Origin of the sequence: Streptomyces sp. NBC_01268 (genome assembly GCF_036240795.1) — a bacterium.
Lineage (GTDB): Bacteria > Actinomycetota > Actinomycetes > Streptomycetales > Streptomycetaceae > Streptomyces.
This window is the reverse complement of sequence record NZ_CP108454.1, coordinates 5,704,629-5,719,940: the sequence shown is the minus strand read 5'-3', so window position 1 is coordinate 5,719,940 and position 15,312 is coordinate 5,704,629. Positions and strand designations below refer to the sequence as shown.

Here is a 15,312-nt window from a genome sequence, read left to right as displayed (position 1 = left end):
CTAGTTTCGGGAGGGCTCCGGGTCGCCGTGCTGGCTGCACCTGCGTGAACCGGGGCCGACGTACCAGTCTGCCAGGACCGGCCGCATCTCCCAAAACCGGGGTGTGGCCGAAACTATTCCTGGGCTTCGTCCGGGGTGCTCCCGAGGGTGCCTCCAGGGCTCCCCCGGGCTATTTCACGAGGCCGTCGGCCTTGCCGGTGGCCCCGCTCTCGGCGGCCGCGGCCGGGATGGGCCGGTCGGCCTTGAGGGCCTTCCAGACCTCCTGGGACTGGGCTTCCAGGGGGATGACGCGGTTGGGGTCGCGCGGGTCGTACTCGACCGGCAGCGTGACCATGTGGACGTCGTCGGCACCGAGGCCGGACAGGCTCTTGGCGAAGCCCATGAGCTCGTTGACCGAGTCGAGCTCGGAGTCGGGCGTGATGGCCTTGGTGGCGGTGTCGGCGAGGTCGAAGAGCGTCTTGGGGTTGGTGAAGACGCCGACGCTCTTCACCTGGTCGATGAAGGCCTTCATGAAGGCCTGCTGGAGCTGGATGCGGCCGAGGTCGCTGCCGTCGCCGACGCTCTTGCGGGTGCGGACCAGGCCGAGGGACTGCTCGCCGTCGAGGGTGTGGGTGCCGGGTTCGAGGTCGAGGTGGCTCTTGCTGTCCTTGATGGCCTTGGTCGTGGTGACCTCGACGCCGCCGAGCCGGTCGATGAGCTTCTTGAAGCCGGTGAAGTCGACCTCGATGTAGTGGTCCATGCGGATCCCGGACATCGATTCGACGGTCTTCACGGCGCAGGCGGGGCCGCCGACCTCGTACGCGGTGTTGAACATGGCCCGGTGTTCGGCCGGCACGGCGTTGCCCGCGGAGTCGGTGCACCGCGGGCGGTCGATCAGGGTGTCGCGCGGGATGGAGACCACGGAGGCCTTCTTGTGGCCCTCGTAGACGTGCACGACCATCGCGGTGTCGGACCGGGCGCCGCCCTCGTCCTTGCCGTACGCGCTGTTGTCGCCGGAGCGGGAGTCGGAACCGAGCACGAGGATGTCCATCGAGCCGTTGTCGACGTCGTCGGGGCGACCCTTGCCCAGCTGGGCGTTGATGTCGACGCCCTTGATGTTGCCGTCCAGCTTGACGTACGCGTAGCCGAGTCCGGCACCGCCGAGGACGACGAGCGCCGCGGCGCCCCACGCCACCACGGTCACCACGCGGCGCCCCTTGGTGGGCGGCTTCCGACGGCGGCCGGTGCCTCGTATTCGGGTGCCTTGGCTGTGCTCGGTCATCGTCATCCCTCAGGCCTCGGTTTCACCTTCTGTGACGGCGAAACACCCAAAAGGGTTGCACAGGAGCCTGTGAGGTTTCGGTGCGCTACGGACGGTAACGCGACTGCGCCCACCGTGCGGACACGGTGGGCGCAGTCGTTCGTGCAGGTCACGGCCGGATCACGGGGCCGAAGCCGGCCCGCGGCCGTGTGACCGACGTCTCGCGTCAGTCGTTGTTCGCCGCTCCGGGAGTCGTCTTCTGGATCTGGAGCAGGAACTCGCCGTTGGACTTCGTCTGCTTCATCTTGTCCAGCAGCAGCTCGATCGCCTGCTGCTGGTCCAGCGCGTGCAGCACGCGGCGCAGCTTCCAGGTGATGGAGAGCTCGTCGCTGCCGAGGAGGATCTCCTCCTTGCGGGTGCCCGAGGCGTCGACGTCGACGGCCGGGAAGATGCGCTTGTCGGCCAGCTTCCGGTCCAGCTTGAGCTCCATGTTGCCGGTGCCCTTGAACTCCTCGAAGATCACCTCGTCCATGCGCGAGCCGGTGTCGACCAGCGCGGTGGCCAGGATGGTCAGCGAGCCGCCGTCCTCGATGTTGCGCGCGGCACCGAAGAAGCGCTTCGGCGGGTAGAGCGCGGTCGAGTCGACACCACCGGACAGGATGCGGCCGGAGGCGGGCGCCGCGAGGTTGTACGCGCGGCCCAGGCGGGTGATGGAGTCCAGCAGGACGACCACGTCGTGACCCAGCTCGACGAGGCGCTTGGCGCGCTCGATGGCCAGCTCGGCGACGGTGGTGTGGTCCTCGGCCGGGCGGTCGAAGGTCGAGGAGATGACCTCGCCCTTGACCGACCGCTGCATGTCGGTGACCTCTTCCGGACGCTCGTCGACCAGGACGACCATCAGGTGGCACTCGGGGTTGTTGTGGGTGATCGCGTTGGCGATCGCCTGCATGATCATGGTCTTGCCGGTCTTCGGCGGGGCCACGATCAGACCGCGCTGGCCCTTGCCGATCGGCGACACGAGGTCGATGATCCGCGTGGTCAGCACGCCCGGGTCGGTCTCCAGACGGAGGCGGTCCTGCGGGTACAGCGGGGTGAGCTTGTTGAACTCGGGGCGGCCGCGGCCGGACTCCGGCGCCATGCCGTTGACCGAGTCGAGGCGCACCAGCGCGTTGAACTTCTCGCGGCGCTCGCCCTCCTTCGGCTGGCGCACGGCACCGGTGACGTGGTCACCCTTGCGCAGGCCGCTCTTGCGGACCTGGGCGAGGGAGACGTACACGTCGTTCGGGCCGGGCAGGTAGCCGGAGGTCCGGATGAACGCGTAGTTGTCGAGGATGTCGAGGATGCCCGCGACGGGGATCAGGACGTCGTCGTCGGCGACCTGCGGCTCGCCGGCGGCGAACTCGTCACGCCCACGACGCCCACGACGGTCGCGGTAGCGCCCGCGACGGCCGCGACGGCCGCCCTCGAAGTCGTCCTCGTCCTGCAGACCGGCCGGCTGGCCGCCCGGCTGGCCCTGGACCTGGGGCTGGCCCTGGCCGCCCTGACGCTGGCGCTGGCCGCCCTGGCCACCGCCCTGCTGCTCGTCGCCCTTGCCGCGGTCACGGCGGTCGCGCTGACGGTCGCGGCGGTCACCGCGCTCGCCCCGCTCGCCGCGGTCACGACGGCCGCGGCCCTCGGCGCCGTCGACGGCGGCCTCGGCCTTGGCGTCGCCCTGGGTCTCGGTCTTGGTCTCGGCGCGCGCCTCGGTCTTGACGGCCTGCGCGGTCTCGGCCTTGGCCTCGCCCTCCGGAGAACCGGCGGGGGCGGTGGCGCGACGGCGGCGGCGCTCGCCGGCCGGGGCGTCCTCGGACGCGGGCTGGCCCGGGATCTCGATCTGCTGCTGGGCCACCGGCTCGGCCTTCTCGGCCTTCGGCGCGGCCTCGGCGTCGCTCGTACGGGCCTTGGCCGCGGTGCGGCGCTTGGGCTTGGTCTCGGCGGCGTCGGCCGACTTGGCGGGGGCGGCGGAACCGCCACCGGCCTGCGCCTCCTTGATGACCTCGATCAGCTGGCTCTTGCGCATCCGCGCGGTGCCCCTGATGCCGAGGCCGGACGCGACCTGCTGCAGCTCGGCCAGGACCATGCCCTCGAGGCCGGTGCCGGAGCGGCGGCGCCGTGCGGTGGTGCCGGAGGCAGCACCTGCGGCGGGCGCGGAGGTGTCGACACTGTTGTCGGCAGTCACGCCCATCAGATCGGTGGTGTCGCTCACGAAGGGTCCTTCCCTGGAGCGGACGTCGGCCATCTGGCTCGGCGACCGGTTGTGCTGTCCGGCAGCGGTCCTGCTTGGTGGACCGTGTCCGGGGCGGTGGTCCCGCCGGGTACGGCGGAAGAGAGAGAAAAGCTGTGGGTCCGGCCCGAGCGCCCCCTGCTCGGCCCTCGAAGAAGAAAAGCGAGGGGTGTCGTGCCGGTTCCGGAGCGTGCTCGAATCTGCTCAGGCAGGCTGCTCAGGCAGTGGAGGAGGCTCCCGGAAGAATTGGCGGTCCCTGATGGGGACACTCAGCACCGCGCCACAAAGACGTCGGGTGCAGACTTGAGGTTAACACTACCGGCTCCAACAAACATTCCCCCTCTCCGTCACCGGCAATCTCGTGTCCGTGCGGCTCCGGCTCAGGAGCCGCACGGGCTGCCCGTCAGGGCGCGAGCGGCAGGACGCTCGCTCCGGGCGCGTCGAGGTCGAGCCGGTTCGCGGCCCACCCCTCGCCCGCGAGCAGCGCGACCTTGTCGGCCGTTGCGTGGTCGGCCAGCGCGAGGACCGTGGGGCCCGCGCCGGAGATGACCGCGGGCACACCGTCCGCCCGCAGCCGGTTCACAAGGGCGATGCTCTCGGGCATCGCGGGGGCCCGGTACTCCTGGTGCAGCCGGTCCTCGGTGGCCGCGAGCAGCAGCTCGGGGCGGCGGGTCAGGGCCTCGACGAGGAGGGCGGCGCGCCCGGCGTTGGCAGCGGCGTCCACGTGCGGGACGGTGCGCGGGAGCAGGCCGCGGGCGGTCTCGGTGAGCACGGGCTTGCCGGGCACGAAAACCACCGGAACGATGGAATCCGAGGGTTCCATCCTGATCGCCCGGGCGGCCCCGCCCTCGGTCCAGGCGAGCGTGAAGCCGCCGAGCAGGCAGGCCGCGACGTTGTCGGGGTGCCCCTCGATCTCGGTGGCCAGTTCGAGCAGCGCCGCCTCGTCGAGGCGGGTGTCGCCGCCTATGGTCACGGCGCGGGCGGCGACGATGCCGGCGCAGATGGCGGCGGAGGAGGAGCCGAGGCCGCGGCCGTGCGGGATGCGGTTGGCGCAGACGACCTCAAGGCCGCGCGGCTGCCCGCCGAGCAGGTCGAAGGCGGTGCGCATCGAGCGTACGAGCAGGTGGCTCTCGTCGCGGGGAAGGGTGTCGGCACCTTCTCCGGCGATGTCGACGTGCAGCCCGGAGTCGGCGACCCGGACGACCACGTCGTCGTAGAGCCCCAGCGACAGGCCGAAGGCGTCGAAGCCCGGGCCCAGATTGGCGCTGGTGGCGGGGACGCGCACCCGTACGGCGGCGGCGCGGAACGCGGGACCGGCCATCGCTCGTTGACTCTCCTTGACTTGCGGGAACTGTGCGGGGGAAGAACTGCGGCACTGCGTGGTGACTGCGGCACTGCGTCGGTACTGCGGCACTGCGTGACTGCGTGGGGACTGCGGGGATGACTGCGGAGGTGCTCAGAACCCGGGGGCCGCTCGTGCCTCGGGGGCGACAACGGCAACAGCACCGCGCATATGCACCGGGGCGGGTTCGGTACAGCCTATCGAAGGAAGGTTCTGTGGCGACATAGGGCGCACAGGAGGCGCACGATGCGTGTCGCGCGCCAACCTGTGCGCCTATGTGGGTTCCTGATCGGGTGTGACCCCGATCAGGAACCGCACGGCACCCGGGGTCAGGCCAGGCCGAGTCGCTCGGCGGCGGCCGCGGCGTCGACCGGGACGGTGACGGGCTGCGGAGCGCCCGCGACGGCCCAGTCGGGGTCCTTGAGGCCGTTGCCGGTGACGGTGCAGACGATCCGCTGGCCCGGGTCGACCTTGCCCTGCGCCGCGGCCTTCAGCAGGCCGGCCACCGAGGCGGCCGAGGCGGGCTCGACGAAGACGCCCTCCTGCGCGGCCAACAGGCGGTACGCCTGCAGGATCTCACGGTCCGTCACCTCGTCGATGAAGCCGCCCGACTCGTCGCGCGCGGCGATCGCGTAGTCCCAGGAGGCCGGGTTGCCGATGCGGATCGCGGTGGCGATGGTCGACGGGTCCTTGACGACCTCGCCGCGCACGAGGGGCGCGGAGCCGGAGGCCTGGAAGCCCCACATGCGCGGGGTGCGGGCCGCGATGCCGTCGGCGGCGTACTCCCGGTACCCCTTCCAGTACGCCGTGATGTTGCCGGCGTTGCCCACGGGCAGCACGTGGATGTCGGGGGCGTCGCCCAGCATGTCCACGATCTCGAAGGCGGCGGTCTTCTGGCCCTCGATGCGGACCGGGTTCACCGAATTGACCAGCGCCACCGGGTAGTTCTCGGAGAGGCTGCGGGCCAGGGTGAGGCAGTCGTCGAAGTTGCCGTCGACCTGGAGGATCTTGGCGCCGTGCACGAGCGCCTGGCCCATCTTGCCGAGCGCGATCTTGCCCTGCGGGACGAGCACCGCCGACACCATGCCGGCGCGCACCGCGTAGGCGGCGGCGGAGGCGGAGGTGTTGCCGGTGGACGCGCAGATGACGGCCTGCGCGCCCTCCTCCTTGGCCTTGCTGATGGCCATGGTCATGCCCCGGTCCTTGAAGGAGCCGGTGGGGTTGGCGCCCTCGACCTTGAGGTGCACCTCGCATCCCGTGCGCTCGGAGAGCACCTGAGCGGGGACGAGCGGCGTGCCGCCCTCACGGAGCGTGACGACCGGCGTCGTGTCCGTGACCGGAAGACGGTCCCGGTACTCCTCGATGATGCCGCGCCACTGGTGGGTGCCCTTGGTGGTCATGGGTCCTTACTCCCCTTCAACACGCATGATGCTGGCGACACCACGAACGGTGTCCAGCTTGCGCAGCGCCTCGACGGTCCCGGAGAGGGCGGCGTCGGGCGCGCGGTGGGTGACGACGACGAGGGAGGCCTCGCCGTCCTTGCCCGTCTGGCGGACGGTGTCGATCGACACGCCGTGCTCGGCGAAGACCGTCGCGACCTGGGCGAGGACGCCCGGCTTGTCGGCCACGTCGAGACTGATGTGGTACCGCGTCACCACGTCGCCCATGGGGCTCACGGGCAGCTGGGTGTACGCGGACTCGCCGGGGCCGTTGGCCCCGTTGAGCTTGTTGCGGCACACGGCGACCAGGTCGCCGAGGACGGCCGACGCGGTCGGCGAGCCGCCGGCCCCGGGGCCGTAGAACATGAGCCGCCCGGCGGCCTCCGCCTCGACGAAGACGGCGTTGTACGCCTCGCGGACGGAGGCGAGCGGGTGGCTGAGCGGGATCATCGCCGGGTGCACGCGCGCGGTGACGGACTCGCCGTCGGCGGCCCGCTCGCAGATGGCGAGCAGCTTGATGGTGCAGCCCATCTGCTTCGCCGAGGCGAAGTCGGCGGCGGTCACCTCGGTCATGCCCTCGCGGTACACGTCGTCGAGGCGCACACGGGTGTGGAAGGCGATCCCGGCCAGGATGGCGGCCTTGGCGGCGGCGTCGAAGCCCTCGACGTCGGCGGTCGGGTCGGCCTCGGCGTATCCGAGCGCGGTGGCCTCGTCGAGCGCCTCGGAGTAGCCGGCCCCCGAGGTGTCCATCTTGTCGAGGATGAAGTTGGTCGTCCCGTTGACGATGCCCATCACGCGGTTGATCTTGTCGCCGGCGAGCGACTCGCGCAGCGGCCGGATCAGCGGGATGGCGCCGGCGACGGCGGCCTCGTAGTAGAGGTCCTCGCCGTGCTCCTGCGCGGCCGCGTAGAGGGCCGCGCCGTCCTGGGCGAGCAGCGCCTTGTTGGCGGAGACGACGGAGGCGCCGTGCTCGAAGGCGGTGGTGATGAGCGTGCGGGCCGGCTCGATCCCGCCGATGACCTCGACGACCACGTCGATGTCCCCGCGTTTGACCAGGGCGGTGGCGTCGGTGGTGATCAGCTCGGCGGGCACGCCGCCGCGCACCTTGTCGGGCCGGCGGACGGCCACGCCGGCGAGCTCGACCGGAGCGCCGATGCGCGCGGCGAGGTCGGCGGCGTGCGTCGTCATGATGCGCGCCACCTCTGAGCCGACCACTCCACAGCCCAGCAGCGCCACCTTCAGCGGACGCGTACGCATCATCCGACCTCGTCTCTCGTACTTCTTGGTCTTCGTATCTCTACGGTTTCCTGCGGTGGGAACCAGTCTCACTCACCGGACGGGCGATTCCGCCCTCGGTCCGGATCCTGAGACATCGATTCCATCACCCGACTATTTCATCACCCGACGTCGAGACGCAGGAGATCTTCCTCCGTCTCGCGCCGCACGATGACCCGCGCCTCGCCGTCCCGCACCGCGACGACGGGCGGGCGCAGCGCGTGGTTGTAGTTGCTCGCCATGGAGCGGCAGTACGCCCCGGTGGCCGGCACGGCGAGCAGGTCGCCGGGCGCCACGTCGGCGGGCAGGAAGGCGTCGCGTACGACGATGTCGCCGCTCTCGCAGTGCTTGCCGACGACGCGCACGAGCACGGGCTCGGCGTCACTCGTCCGCGAGACGAGGGCGACGCTGTACTCGGCGTCGTACAGAGCGGTGCGGATGTTGTCCGACATGCCGCCGTCGACGGAGACGTACGTGCGCAGCCCCTCCAGCGGCTTGACCGTCCCCACCTCGTACAGGGTGAAGGCGGTGGGACCGACGATGGCGCGCCCCGGCTCGACGGAGATCCGCGGCGTGGCGAGCCCGGCGGACTCGCACTCGCGCGTCACGATCTCGGAGAGCGCCTTGGCGATGTCGTGCGGCTCGCGCGGGTCGTCGTCGGAGGTGTACGCGATGCCGAGGCCGCCGCCGAGGTCGATCTCGGGCAGCTCGACGCCGTGCTCGTCCCGCACCTCGGCGAGCAGCTGCACGACCCGCCGCGCGGACACCTCGAAGCCGGCCATGTCGAAGATCTGCGACCCGATGTGCGAGTGGATGCCGATGAGCTCGAGCCCGTCCAGCGACAGCGCGCGGCGCACGGCCTCCGCGGCCTGGCCGCCCGCGAGGGCGATGCCGAACTTCTGGTCCTCGTGGGCGGTGGCGATGAACTCGTGCGTGTGCGCCTCGACGCCCACCGTCACCCGGATCTGCACCCGCTGCCGCTTGCCGAGGGCCTGCGCGATGTGCGCGACCCGGACGATCTCCTGGAACGAGTCGAGCACGATCCGCCCGACCCCGACCTCGACGGCCCGCCGGATCTCGCCCTCGCTCTTGTTGTTCCCGTGGAAGGCGATGCGCTCGGCGGGCATCCCGGCCGAGAGCGCGGTGCTGAGCTCGCCCCCGGAGCACACGTCCAGGTTCAGCCCCTCCTCCTTGAGCCACCGCACGACGGCCCGCGACAGGAACGCCTTGCCGGCGTAGAACACGTCGGCGTCCTTGCCGAAGGCGTCGGCCCAGGCCCGGCAGCGCGCCCGGAAGTCGTCCTCGTCGAGGAAGTACGCGGGCGTGCCGAACTCCTGCTGCAGCGCGTCGACTCCGATCCCGCCCACGGTCACGACCCCCCGCTCGTCCCGCGCGACGGTGCGCGCCCAGACCTTGGGGTCGAGCTGGTTGAGGTCGGCGGGCGGGGCGGAGTAGTGCCCCTCGGGAAGGACGTCGGCGTGACGGGGCCCGGCGGGGTGTGCGGAACGGCTCATGGCGACTGGCTCTTTCAGATCTGGTCGGGTGCGCTGATGCCGAGCAGGGAGAGGCCACCGGCGAGCACCGTCCCGGCGGCTTCGGCGAGCGCGAGCCGGGAACGGTGGGCGGCCGAGGGTTTCTCGTCACCGAGGGGCAGAACGGTGTGCTGGAACCCGAGAAGCACGTCGGCGACGCCTTCGAGGTGCCGGGCGACCCGGTCGGGCGCGCGGTGGCGCGCGGCGGCGAGGAGAACGGCGGGGTGATCGGCGAGGAGGGCGAGGAGGGCGGGGGCGGGGGCGGCGGTGTGGGTGTCGGGGGCGCCCGCGCGGGCATGGGCGCGGACGCCGGCATCGGCCCCGGCGTCGGCATCGGCCCGGACGTCGGCGTGGGCATCGCTCGGGACCTCACCCCGGACCTCGCCCTGGGCATCGCCTCGGGCCTCGGGCTCGGCCTCGGCCTCGTACCCGGCCCGGATGCCGAGCTGTGCGCCGTTACGGACCAGAGCCCGGGCCCGGGAGTGGGCGTACCGCACGCGGAAGAGGGCGTTGCGCTCGTGCTGGACGAGGAGGGGGCCGCCGGGGAGGGCGTGATCGTGGGGGGCGGGCCGCAGGAGCGCCCAGCGGGCGGCGTCGGGACCGAGGAGGTCGGGGGTGAAGGGAGCGGGAAGGACGTGGATCCGCTCGCTCGCGCCGGCGCCACCCACCTCCGCGTCGGCCCCCTGGGAACGGAGCAGCCGGACGACGGTCTCGTTGACGAGCCGGGCCCGGTCCTCGGTGGCATCGGCGAGCCGTACGACACTGCCGCCGAGCGCGTCGGAGTGCCCGTACGCCGGCCCGGTCTCCCCCACCTCCCGGACGAGCTGCGCGCCCTGTCCGACGTCGAGGGTGAAGTTGAGGAACCCGGGCCCGGTGATGTCGACGGCGCGGATCCCGGGGCTGCCGTGCAGCCGCTCCTTGAGGATCCCGGCGACGTCGAGGGGCTGCCGCCCGGAGGGCCGCGCGAGGCTGAGGGCGATGCTGCTGGCGTAGTCGCCGACACCGCCCGGCCGGGGCCGCTCCACCTTGACGCGCGGGGGCACCTCGACCCGCAGCGCACCCTCGTCGACCGCACGGCGCACGGCGTGCAGCACGGTGAGGGAGAGGTCCGCGGGGGTCACGGGACCAGCCTAGGGGAGGAGGGGGGTGAGAACGCGAACCGGTTTCGGCATGTGGGCGGTGAAGGCGGGCGCCCCGACGTTTCCGCACGTGAGCGCCCCGCCTCCCGCCTAGCGCACCCAGCCGCGCGCTCTCCAGGATGCGGGCGGCTCCTCGCCGCCCTCCTGCTCCTGCCCGGCTCCCTCGCCGTGCTGCCCGCGCCGCTCCCGGTGCATGAGCTGACGCACGACCCGCACGAGCTCGGACGGCTCGAAGGGCTTGGCGAGGAAGGCGTCCACGCCGGAGGCGCCGCCCTCCCTCTCGTATTCGGTGCCGGCACTGATGATCGCCACGGGGAGGTGACTGGTCCGCGGATCGGACCGCAGGCGAGCGGCGGTCTTCAACCCGTCCAGCCGGGGCATGACGACATCGAGGGTGACGACATCAGGACAGACCCGATGCACGACATCCAGGCACTCGGCACCATCGGCCGCGGTCACCACCTCGAACCCCTCGAGTTCGAGATTGACCCTGATCAGCTGGCGGATCACCCTGTTGTCATCGACAACGAGCACCCGCCCGGACACGCCTGACACACGTCGAGAGTAGGTCTACGGGAAGGGCCACGTCCGGCTTTTGCCCACTTCCGACCCGCGCGAGGGAACACCCCCTGGTGACGCGGCGGAAATACCTGTTCACAGGCACGCCTCACGAGCTGGTAGGGTTCTACCCGTCGCCGCCGAACGCGGCGGACGCCCCCGTAGCTCAGGGGATAGAGCAACGGCCTCCGGAGCCGTGTGCGCAGGTTCGAATCCTGCCGGGGGCACTTCGCGAGAAGTGCCGAACAGACCCCGCCTTCAGTGGAAACGCTGAGGACGGGGTCTTGTTGTATGTGGGGGCGGGTCCCCTGTGCGGGCGTTCCGGGTTCATGCGCGGGGCCGGGCGGCGGGTTGTCGTGCGGGTGCGTGAGGCGGGTGGGGTGTGCGCCCCCTGGGCAACCCAACTGCGCTGGTCGTTCTTTTGGAAGTCTGGCCAGGGCCCCCTCCCCCGGCGGAACAATGCGCGCATGAGCGATGACTGGAAGCTACGGCTGGAGCGCATGAAGCGGGATCTCGTCGCCAGTGGGGACCCCGTCGCTTGGGTGAGTGAGGCCGACGCCGTGCAGGCCTCGCTGCGGTTTCCGTCTCTCGCCGTGCGGGGCGCCCTGTTCGGGGTGGCCGTGCAGCGCAAGGGCGGGGAAGGGGGTGGGGAGTGGCGGATGGTGACGCCCTTACAGGACGGCATGCCGCAGGTCTCGCGGGACGGCCTGAACTCCAGGCTCTGGTTCCGCGCCAAGGACGACACCGACGACCCCCACGTGCGGCGGGAGTTGCTCGCCGCCGTGGCCGTGCTGGAGCGGGAGGCCGTCGACGAGGTGGAAGTGCTCGACGAGCGGTACCGGATCGTCCGGGGGGACGAGCTCGCCAGGAGTGGTCCCGACGGTCTCGAGCCGCCCCGGCCCACCGACGTGGAGCCGATCGAGCGGACCTGGGACGACCGCGGGTCGGCCGACTCCCCCGATGTCGGCTTCGTGCTCGACCCGTTCAGAGAGCGCGGGCTCATGTCCGAGGCCCTGCGGCTCGGGCTGCGCAGCTTCGAGTACTCCGGGAAGCGCTACCCCGCCGCCGTCCGCGAGGACTCCCGGCGGGCGGTCGTACGGCATCCCGAGATCGCCCTGATGCCCGTCACCTTCGGGGTCGTCGAGCGGACCGGCGACACCTGGCGGCCCGAGGGGTCCCTCCTGGCCACCCCGCACGACGCCCGGCGGTTCCTCTACTCCGCGCTCACCCGGATCTGGCCGCTGCTCTACGAGTTCGGCGAGGCCCAGCGCGAGCGGTACGCCCGGATCGCCGAGAAGTACCGTGCCGCCGACCGGGCCGACGAACTCACGGTCGACGACCGCCTGTTCAGGATCTGCCGCGTCGAGCGCATCGTCCGCTTCGGCCCGGACGGGCCCGAGAAGCCCCGGCCCTCGGACATCGACGACTACGGGCCCATGAAGATGCATCCCTCCATGGACGCCATGACCGGAGAGGTCCATCACGGCGAGTGAGTCGGGGGCGCGGAGACAGGCGCGCAAGCAGGAAGGGCCGCGCGGCAGTTCGCTGCCGCGCGGCCCTCTTCCGTTCCTGGACTGCTACTTGACGTTGATCGCCTTCCACGCCGCCGCCACCGCGTTGTACTCGGTGCTGCCGGCGCCGTACAGGTCGGTCGCCGCCGAGAGCGTGGCGGTGCGGGCGCCCGAGTAGCCCGTGGACGAGGTCATGTAGGTGGACAGGGCCTTGTACCAGATCTTGTAGGCCTTCTGGCGGCCGATGCCCGCGAGGGTGGAGTTGTCGTAGGTCGGGGAGTTGTAGGTCACGCCGTTGACCGTCTTCGTGCCGCTGCCCTCGGACAGCAGGTAGAAGAAGTGGTTCGCCGGGCCCGAGGAGTAGTGCACGTTCAGGCGGCCGACCGACTTCGACCAGTAGTCGGCGGACTTGCCGTCCTTGCTCGGCTTGTCCATGTAGCGCAGCGGGGTGCCGTCGCCGTTGATGTCGATCTTCTCGCCGATGAGGTAGTCGCCGACGTCCGTGGAGTTCGCCGCGTAGAACTCGACCGACGTGCCGAAGATGTCGGACGTCGCCTCGTTCAGACCGCCGGACTCACCGCTGTAGCGCAGGTTCGCCGTCGAGGAGGTCAGGCCGTGGGACATCTCGTGGCCCGCCACGTCCAGGGAGGTCAGCGGCGCCGAGTTGTTGGTGCCGTCGCCGTACGTCATGCAGAAGCACGCGTCGTCCCAGAACGCGTTCACGTACGCGTTGCCGTAGTGCACGCGCGAGTACGCCGCGACGCCGTCGCCGCGGATGCCGCTGCGGCCCAGCTCGTTCTTGTAGAAGTCCCACGTGACCGCCGCACCGTAGTGCGCGTCCGCCGCCGCGGTCTCGCGGTTGCTCGCCAGGCCGTTGCCCCACACGTCCGTGGAGTTGGTGAAGAGCGTGCCCGTGCCGGACGTGCCGCCCTTCAGGTCGTACGTCTTGTGGCCGCCGCGAGCCGCGTCGGTCAGCGTGTACGAGCCCGAGGTACCCAGCGTCACCTGGCCGCTGTACTCGGTGTTGCCGACGCCGGTCTCGATGGACTCGTAGGAGTACAGCTCCTTGCCGCTGGTCGCGTCGGTGACGACGTGACGGCGGCTCGGCGTGCCGTCGGCCTGGGTGCCGGTGACCACGGTCTCCCACGCCAGGACCGGCTTGCCGGTGGCCGCCCAGATCACCTTGCGGGCCGAGGAGGCCGCCGCGGACCGGGCACCCGAGGACGCCACGGCCGTCTTGCCGACGACGGCCGCCGACAGCTCCGGGGTCGTGTCCGCCACGGCTATCCGGGCCTGGGTCGCCTTGGTGGTCGAGCGCGCGCCGTTCTTCTTCTGGTGCACGACGAGGTCGCCGCCGAGGACCGGGATGCCCTCGTACGTGCGCTCGTAGCGGGTGTGGACGGTGCCGTCCGCGTCCTTGACGACGTCACGGGCGACCAGCTTCTCCGGGGCGGAGAGGCCGATGGACGCGGCGGTGCCGACGGCGGCGGCCTGGGCGTCCTGGATGGCGGCGGCGCGCTGCGTCTTGCTGAGGGCGAGGGCGGTCGCGCCGGCTTCGCGCTGGGCATCGGCGCTGGCGGAGCCGGACTGGACTCCGACGACGACCATGGCGGCCGAGGCGATCAGGGCGGCGGCGCGGACGGTGGTACGACGGTGCGAGGACTGCTGGCGGGTCACGCGGGCTCCTTCGCTGTGAAGCGTGGGGGGGGGTTGTGGGGGGTGGTGCGAGCAGTGAGCGTGCCAGCGAACGAGCGTTAATGACAGGTGCGCAACAAGGATTTGACCATCAGTTGTCCGAAGGGCGGCCAACTCCGTCCGTTATGCGGGGAGCTGACCGCCCTGAGGGTGGTGTAGGGGTGGAATGGGGGTGGGAGAGGGGTGCGAGGGGGGTGCGGGGAGGGGGAGCGAGGGTGTGCGGCGAGTGGTCGGCGCGAGGCTCCGTCCGCCCGCGTCAGTCGAAGACCGGGCCCTCCACCCTCGCCCGCTTGAACTCCGCGAAGCCCGGAACCGAGGCCGCCAGCCGGGTCGCCTGCCACAGCCGCGCCGCCGCCTCGCCCCGCGGCACCCGCGACAGGATCGGGCCGAAGAAGCCCAGCGGCTCCCCCTCCGGGCCAGGCACCGCGAGGACCGGGCTGCCGGCCTCCTCGCCCACCGCCGCCTGGCTCGCCTCGTGCGAGGTGCGCACCGCATCGTCGTACGTGTCGTTCTCCGCGTACGCGATGAGCTCGGCGGCCGCCCTGTCCGGCAGGTCCGCCGCCTCCAGCGCCTCGCGGATCACGTCGAGTTCGGGGGCCCGGCCGCCGGGGTGGAAGCGCTCGCCCAGCTGCGCGTACAGGCGGGCGGCCGCCTCGTTGCCGAACTTGTCCTTGACCGCCACCAGAGCGCGCACCGGGCGCCAGCCCTTCGGGCCCAGCAACTCCCGGAACTGCTCCGGGATCTGGTCGATCCGGTCCTGGTTGAGAATCGCCAGGCTCATGACATTCCAACGAATCTCGACGAGGCCCTGACGCTCCACCTCCACCAGCCAGCGCGAGGTGAGCCAGGTCCAGGGGCACAGCGGGTCGAACCAGAAGTCGACCGGGGTCGGGTTCTCGGTGGCGGCGGTCATGGGACTCCTCCTTGCGGTGACGGGTCAGTTGGCGGCGAGGCCGAGGACGACCGGCGCGGCGGCGAGCAGTGCGAGGACCGCGGGGACCGGGGCGCCCTTGCCGTCCTTGGCGCGGATGTGGGTGACGATCGCGCCGAGGAAGTAGAGGACCACGCCCACGCCGGCGGCGATGCCCAGCGGGCGGAACCAGATGCCCGCGATCAGGCCGATCGCGCCCAGGATCTCCAGCGTGGCGAGGCGGGGCAGCCAGTTGTCCGGGACGTTGACCTTCTGCATGCCGGCGACGATCTTCTCGTCGCGCACCAGCTTGCCGCGCGCCGATCCGAGCAGGACCAGCGAGACCAGGATCGCCAGGACGACGTATGCGATGAACACGGTTGCTCCTTGAGCGGGTGGGATGGGGAT

The 15,312-nt window shown here is 71.4% G+C and carries 12 protein-coding genes and 1 tRNA gene; 2 read left to right on the top strand and 11 right to left on the bottom strand.

Annotated features, from left to right (window positions below; all coding sequences use genetic code 11):
* Positions 1–169: 169 nt before the first annotated feature.
* The 8 genes from OG309_RS25935 to OG309_RS25900 all read right to left on the bottom strand — a co-directional run bounded on the left by OG309_RS25935 (position 170) and on the right by OG309_RS25900 (position 10,785).
* Positions 170–1,261: an LCP family protein gene (locus OG309_RS25935; protein ID WP_329424200.1), complete on the bottom strand. Its 1,092-nt coding sequence runs from the start codon at positions 1,259–1,261 to the stop codon at positions 170–172.
* A 205-nt stretch (positions 1,262–1,466) separates the two neighbouring features.
* Positions 1,467–3,485 (bottom strand): transcription termination factor Rho, encoded by a 2,019-nt coding sequence (rho, locus tag OG309_RS25930; protein WP_329424197.1) that lies wholly within the window; start codon positions 3,483–3,485, stop codon positions 1,467–1,469.
* A 421-nt stretch (positions 3,486–3,906) separates the two neighbouring features.
* Positions 3,907–4,824, bottom strand: coding sequence for a homoserine kinase (gene thrB / locus OG309_RS25925; RefSeq protein ID WP_329424195.1), 918 nt, complete (start codon positions 4,822–4,824; stop codon positions 3,907–3,909).
* A gap of 350 nt (positions 4,825–5,174) precedes the next feature.
* The gene (gene thrC, locus OG309_RS25920; RefSeq protein ID WP_329424193.1) at positions 5,175–6,245 is read right to left on the bottom strand and encodes a threonine synthase; all 1,071 of its coding nucleotides are present in this window, start codon (positions 6,243–6,245) and stop codon (positions 5,175–5,177) included.
* A 6-nt stretch (positions 6,246–6,251) separates the two neighbouring features.
* Positions 6,252–7,544 carry a homoserine dehydrogenase gene (locus OG309_RS25915; RefSeq protein WP_329424191.1) on the bottom strand — a complete coding sequence of 431 codons (1,293 nt, stop codon included), beginning with the start codon at positions 7,542–7,544 and terminating at the stop codon, positions 6,252–6,254.
* A 137-nt stretch (positions 7,545–7,681) separates the two neighbouring features.
* Positions 7,682–9,073: a diaminopimelate decarboxylase gene (gene lysA / locus OG309_RS25910; RefSeq protein WP_329424189.1), complete on the bottom strand. Its 1,392-nt coding sequence runs from the start codon at positions 9,071–9,073 to the stop codon at positions 7,682–7,684.
* Between the two features lie 14 nt (positions 9,074–9,087).
* Complete coding sequence (nrtL, locus tag OG309_RS25905) at positions 9,088–10,212, bottom strand: ArgS-related anticodon-binding protein NrtL (protein WP_329424187.1); 1,125 nt, start codon at positions 10,210–10,212, stop codon at positions 9,088–9,090.
* A 108-nt stretch (positions 10,213–10,320) separates the two neighbouring features.
* The gene (locus OG309_RS25900) at positions 10,321–10,785 is read right to left on the bottom strand and encodes a response regulator (protein ID WP_329424186.1); all 465 of its coding nucleotides are present in this window, start codon (positions 10,783–10,785) and stop codon (positions 10,321–10,323) included.
* Between the two features lie 158 nt (positions 10,786–10,943).
* On the opposite strand from OG309_RS25900, the gene OG309_RS25895 reads away from it, so the two are divergent.
* Both OG309_RS25895 and OG309_RS25890 read left to right on the top strand, forming a co-directional pair.
* Positions 10,944–11,015, top strand: a tRNA-Arg gene (locus OG309_RS25895).
* A gap of 240 nt (positions 11,016–11,255) precedes the next feature.
* Positions 11,256–12,281, top strand: coding sequence for a DUF5954 family protein (locus OG309_RS25890; RefSeq protein WP_329424184.1), 1,026 nt, complete (start codon positions 11,256–11,258; stop codon positions 12,279–12,281).
* 84 nt (positions 12,282–12,365) lie between these two features.
* On the opposite strand, the gene OG309_RS25885 is transcribed toward OG309_RS25890, so the two are convergent.
* The 3 genes from OG309_RS25885 to OG309_RS25875 form a co-directional block, all read right to left on the bottom strand.
* Entirely contained in the window at positions 12,366–13,907 is a 1,542-nt protein-coding gene (locus OG309_RS25885) for a M4 family metallopeptidase (protein ID WP_329428540.1), read from the bottom strand.
* A gap of 343 nt (positions 13,908–14,250) precedes the next feature.
* Positions 14,251–14,907, bottom strand: coding sequence for a mycothiol-dependent nitroreductase Rv2466c family protein (locus OG309_RS25880; RefSeq protein WP_329424182.1), 657 nt, complete (start codon positions 14,905–14,907; stop codon positions 14,251–14,253).
* Positions 14,908–14,931: 24 nt separating this feature from the next.
* On the bottom strand, positions 14,932–15,282 hold the full coding sequence (locus tag OG309_RS25875) for a DoxX family protein (protein WP_329424180.1): 351 nt from the start codon (positions 15,280–15,282) through the stop codon (positions 14,932–14,934).
* Positions 15,283–15,312: the final 30 nt, after the last annotated feature.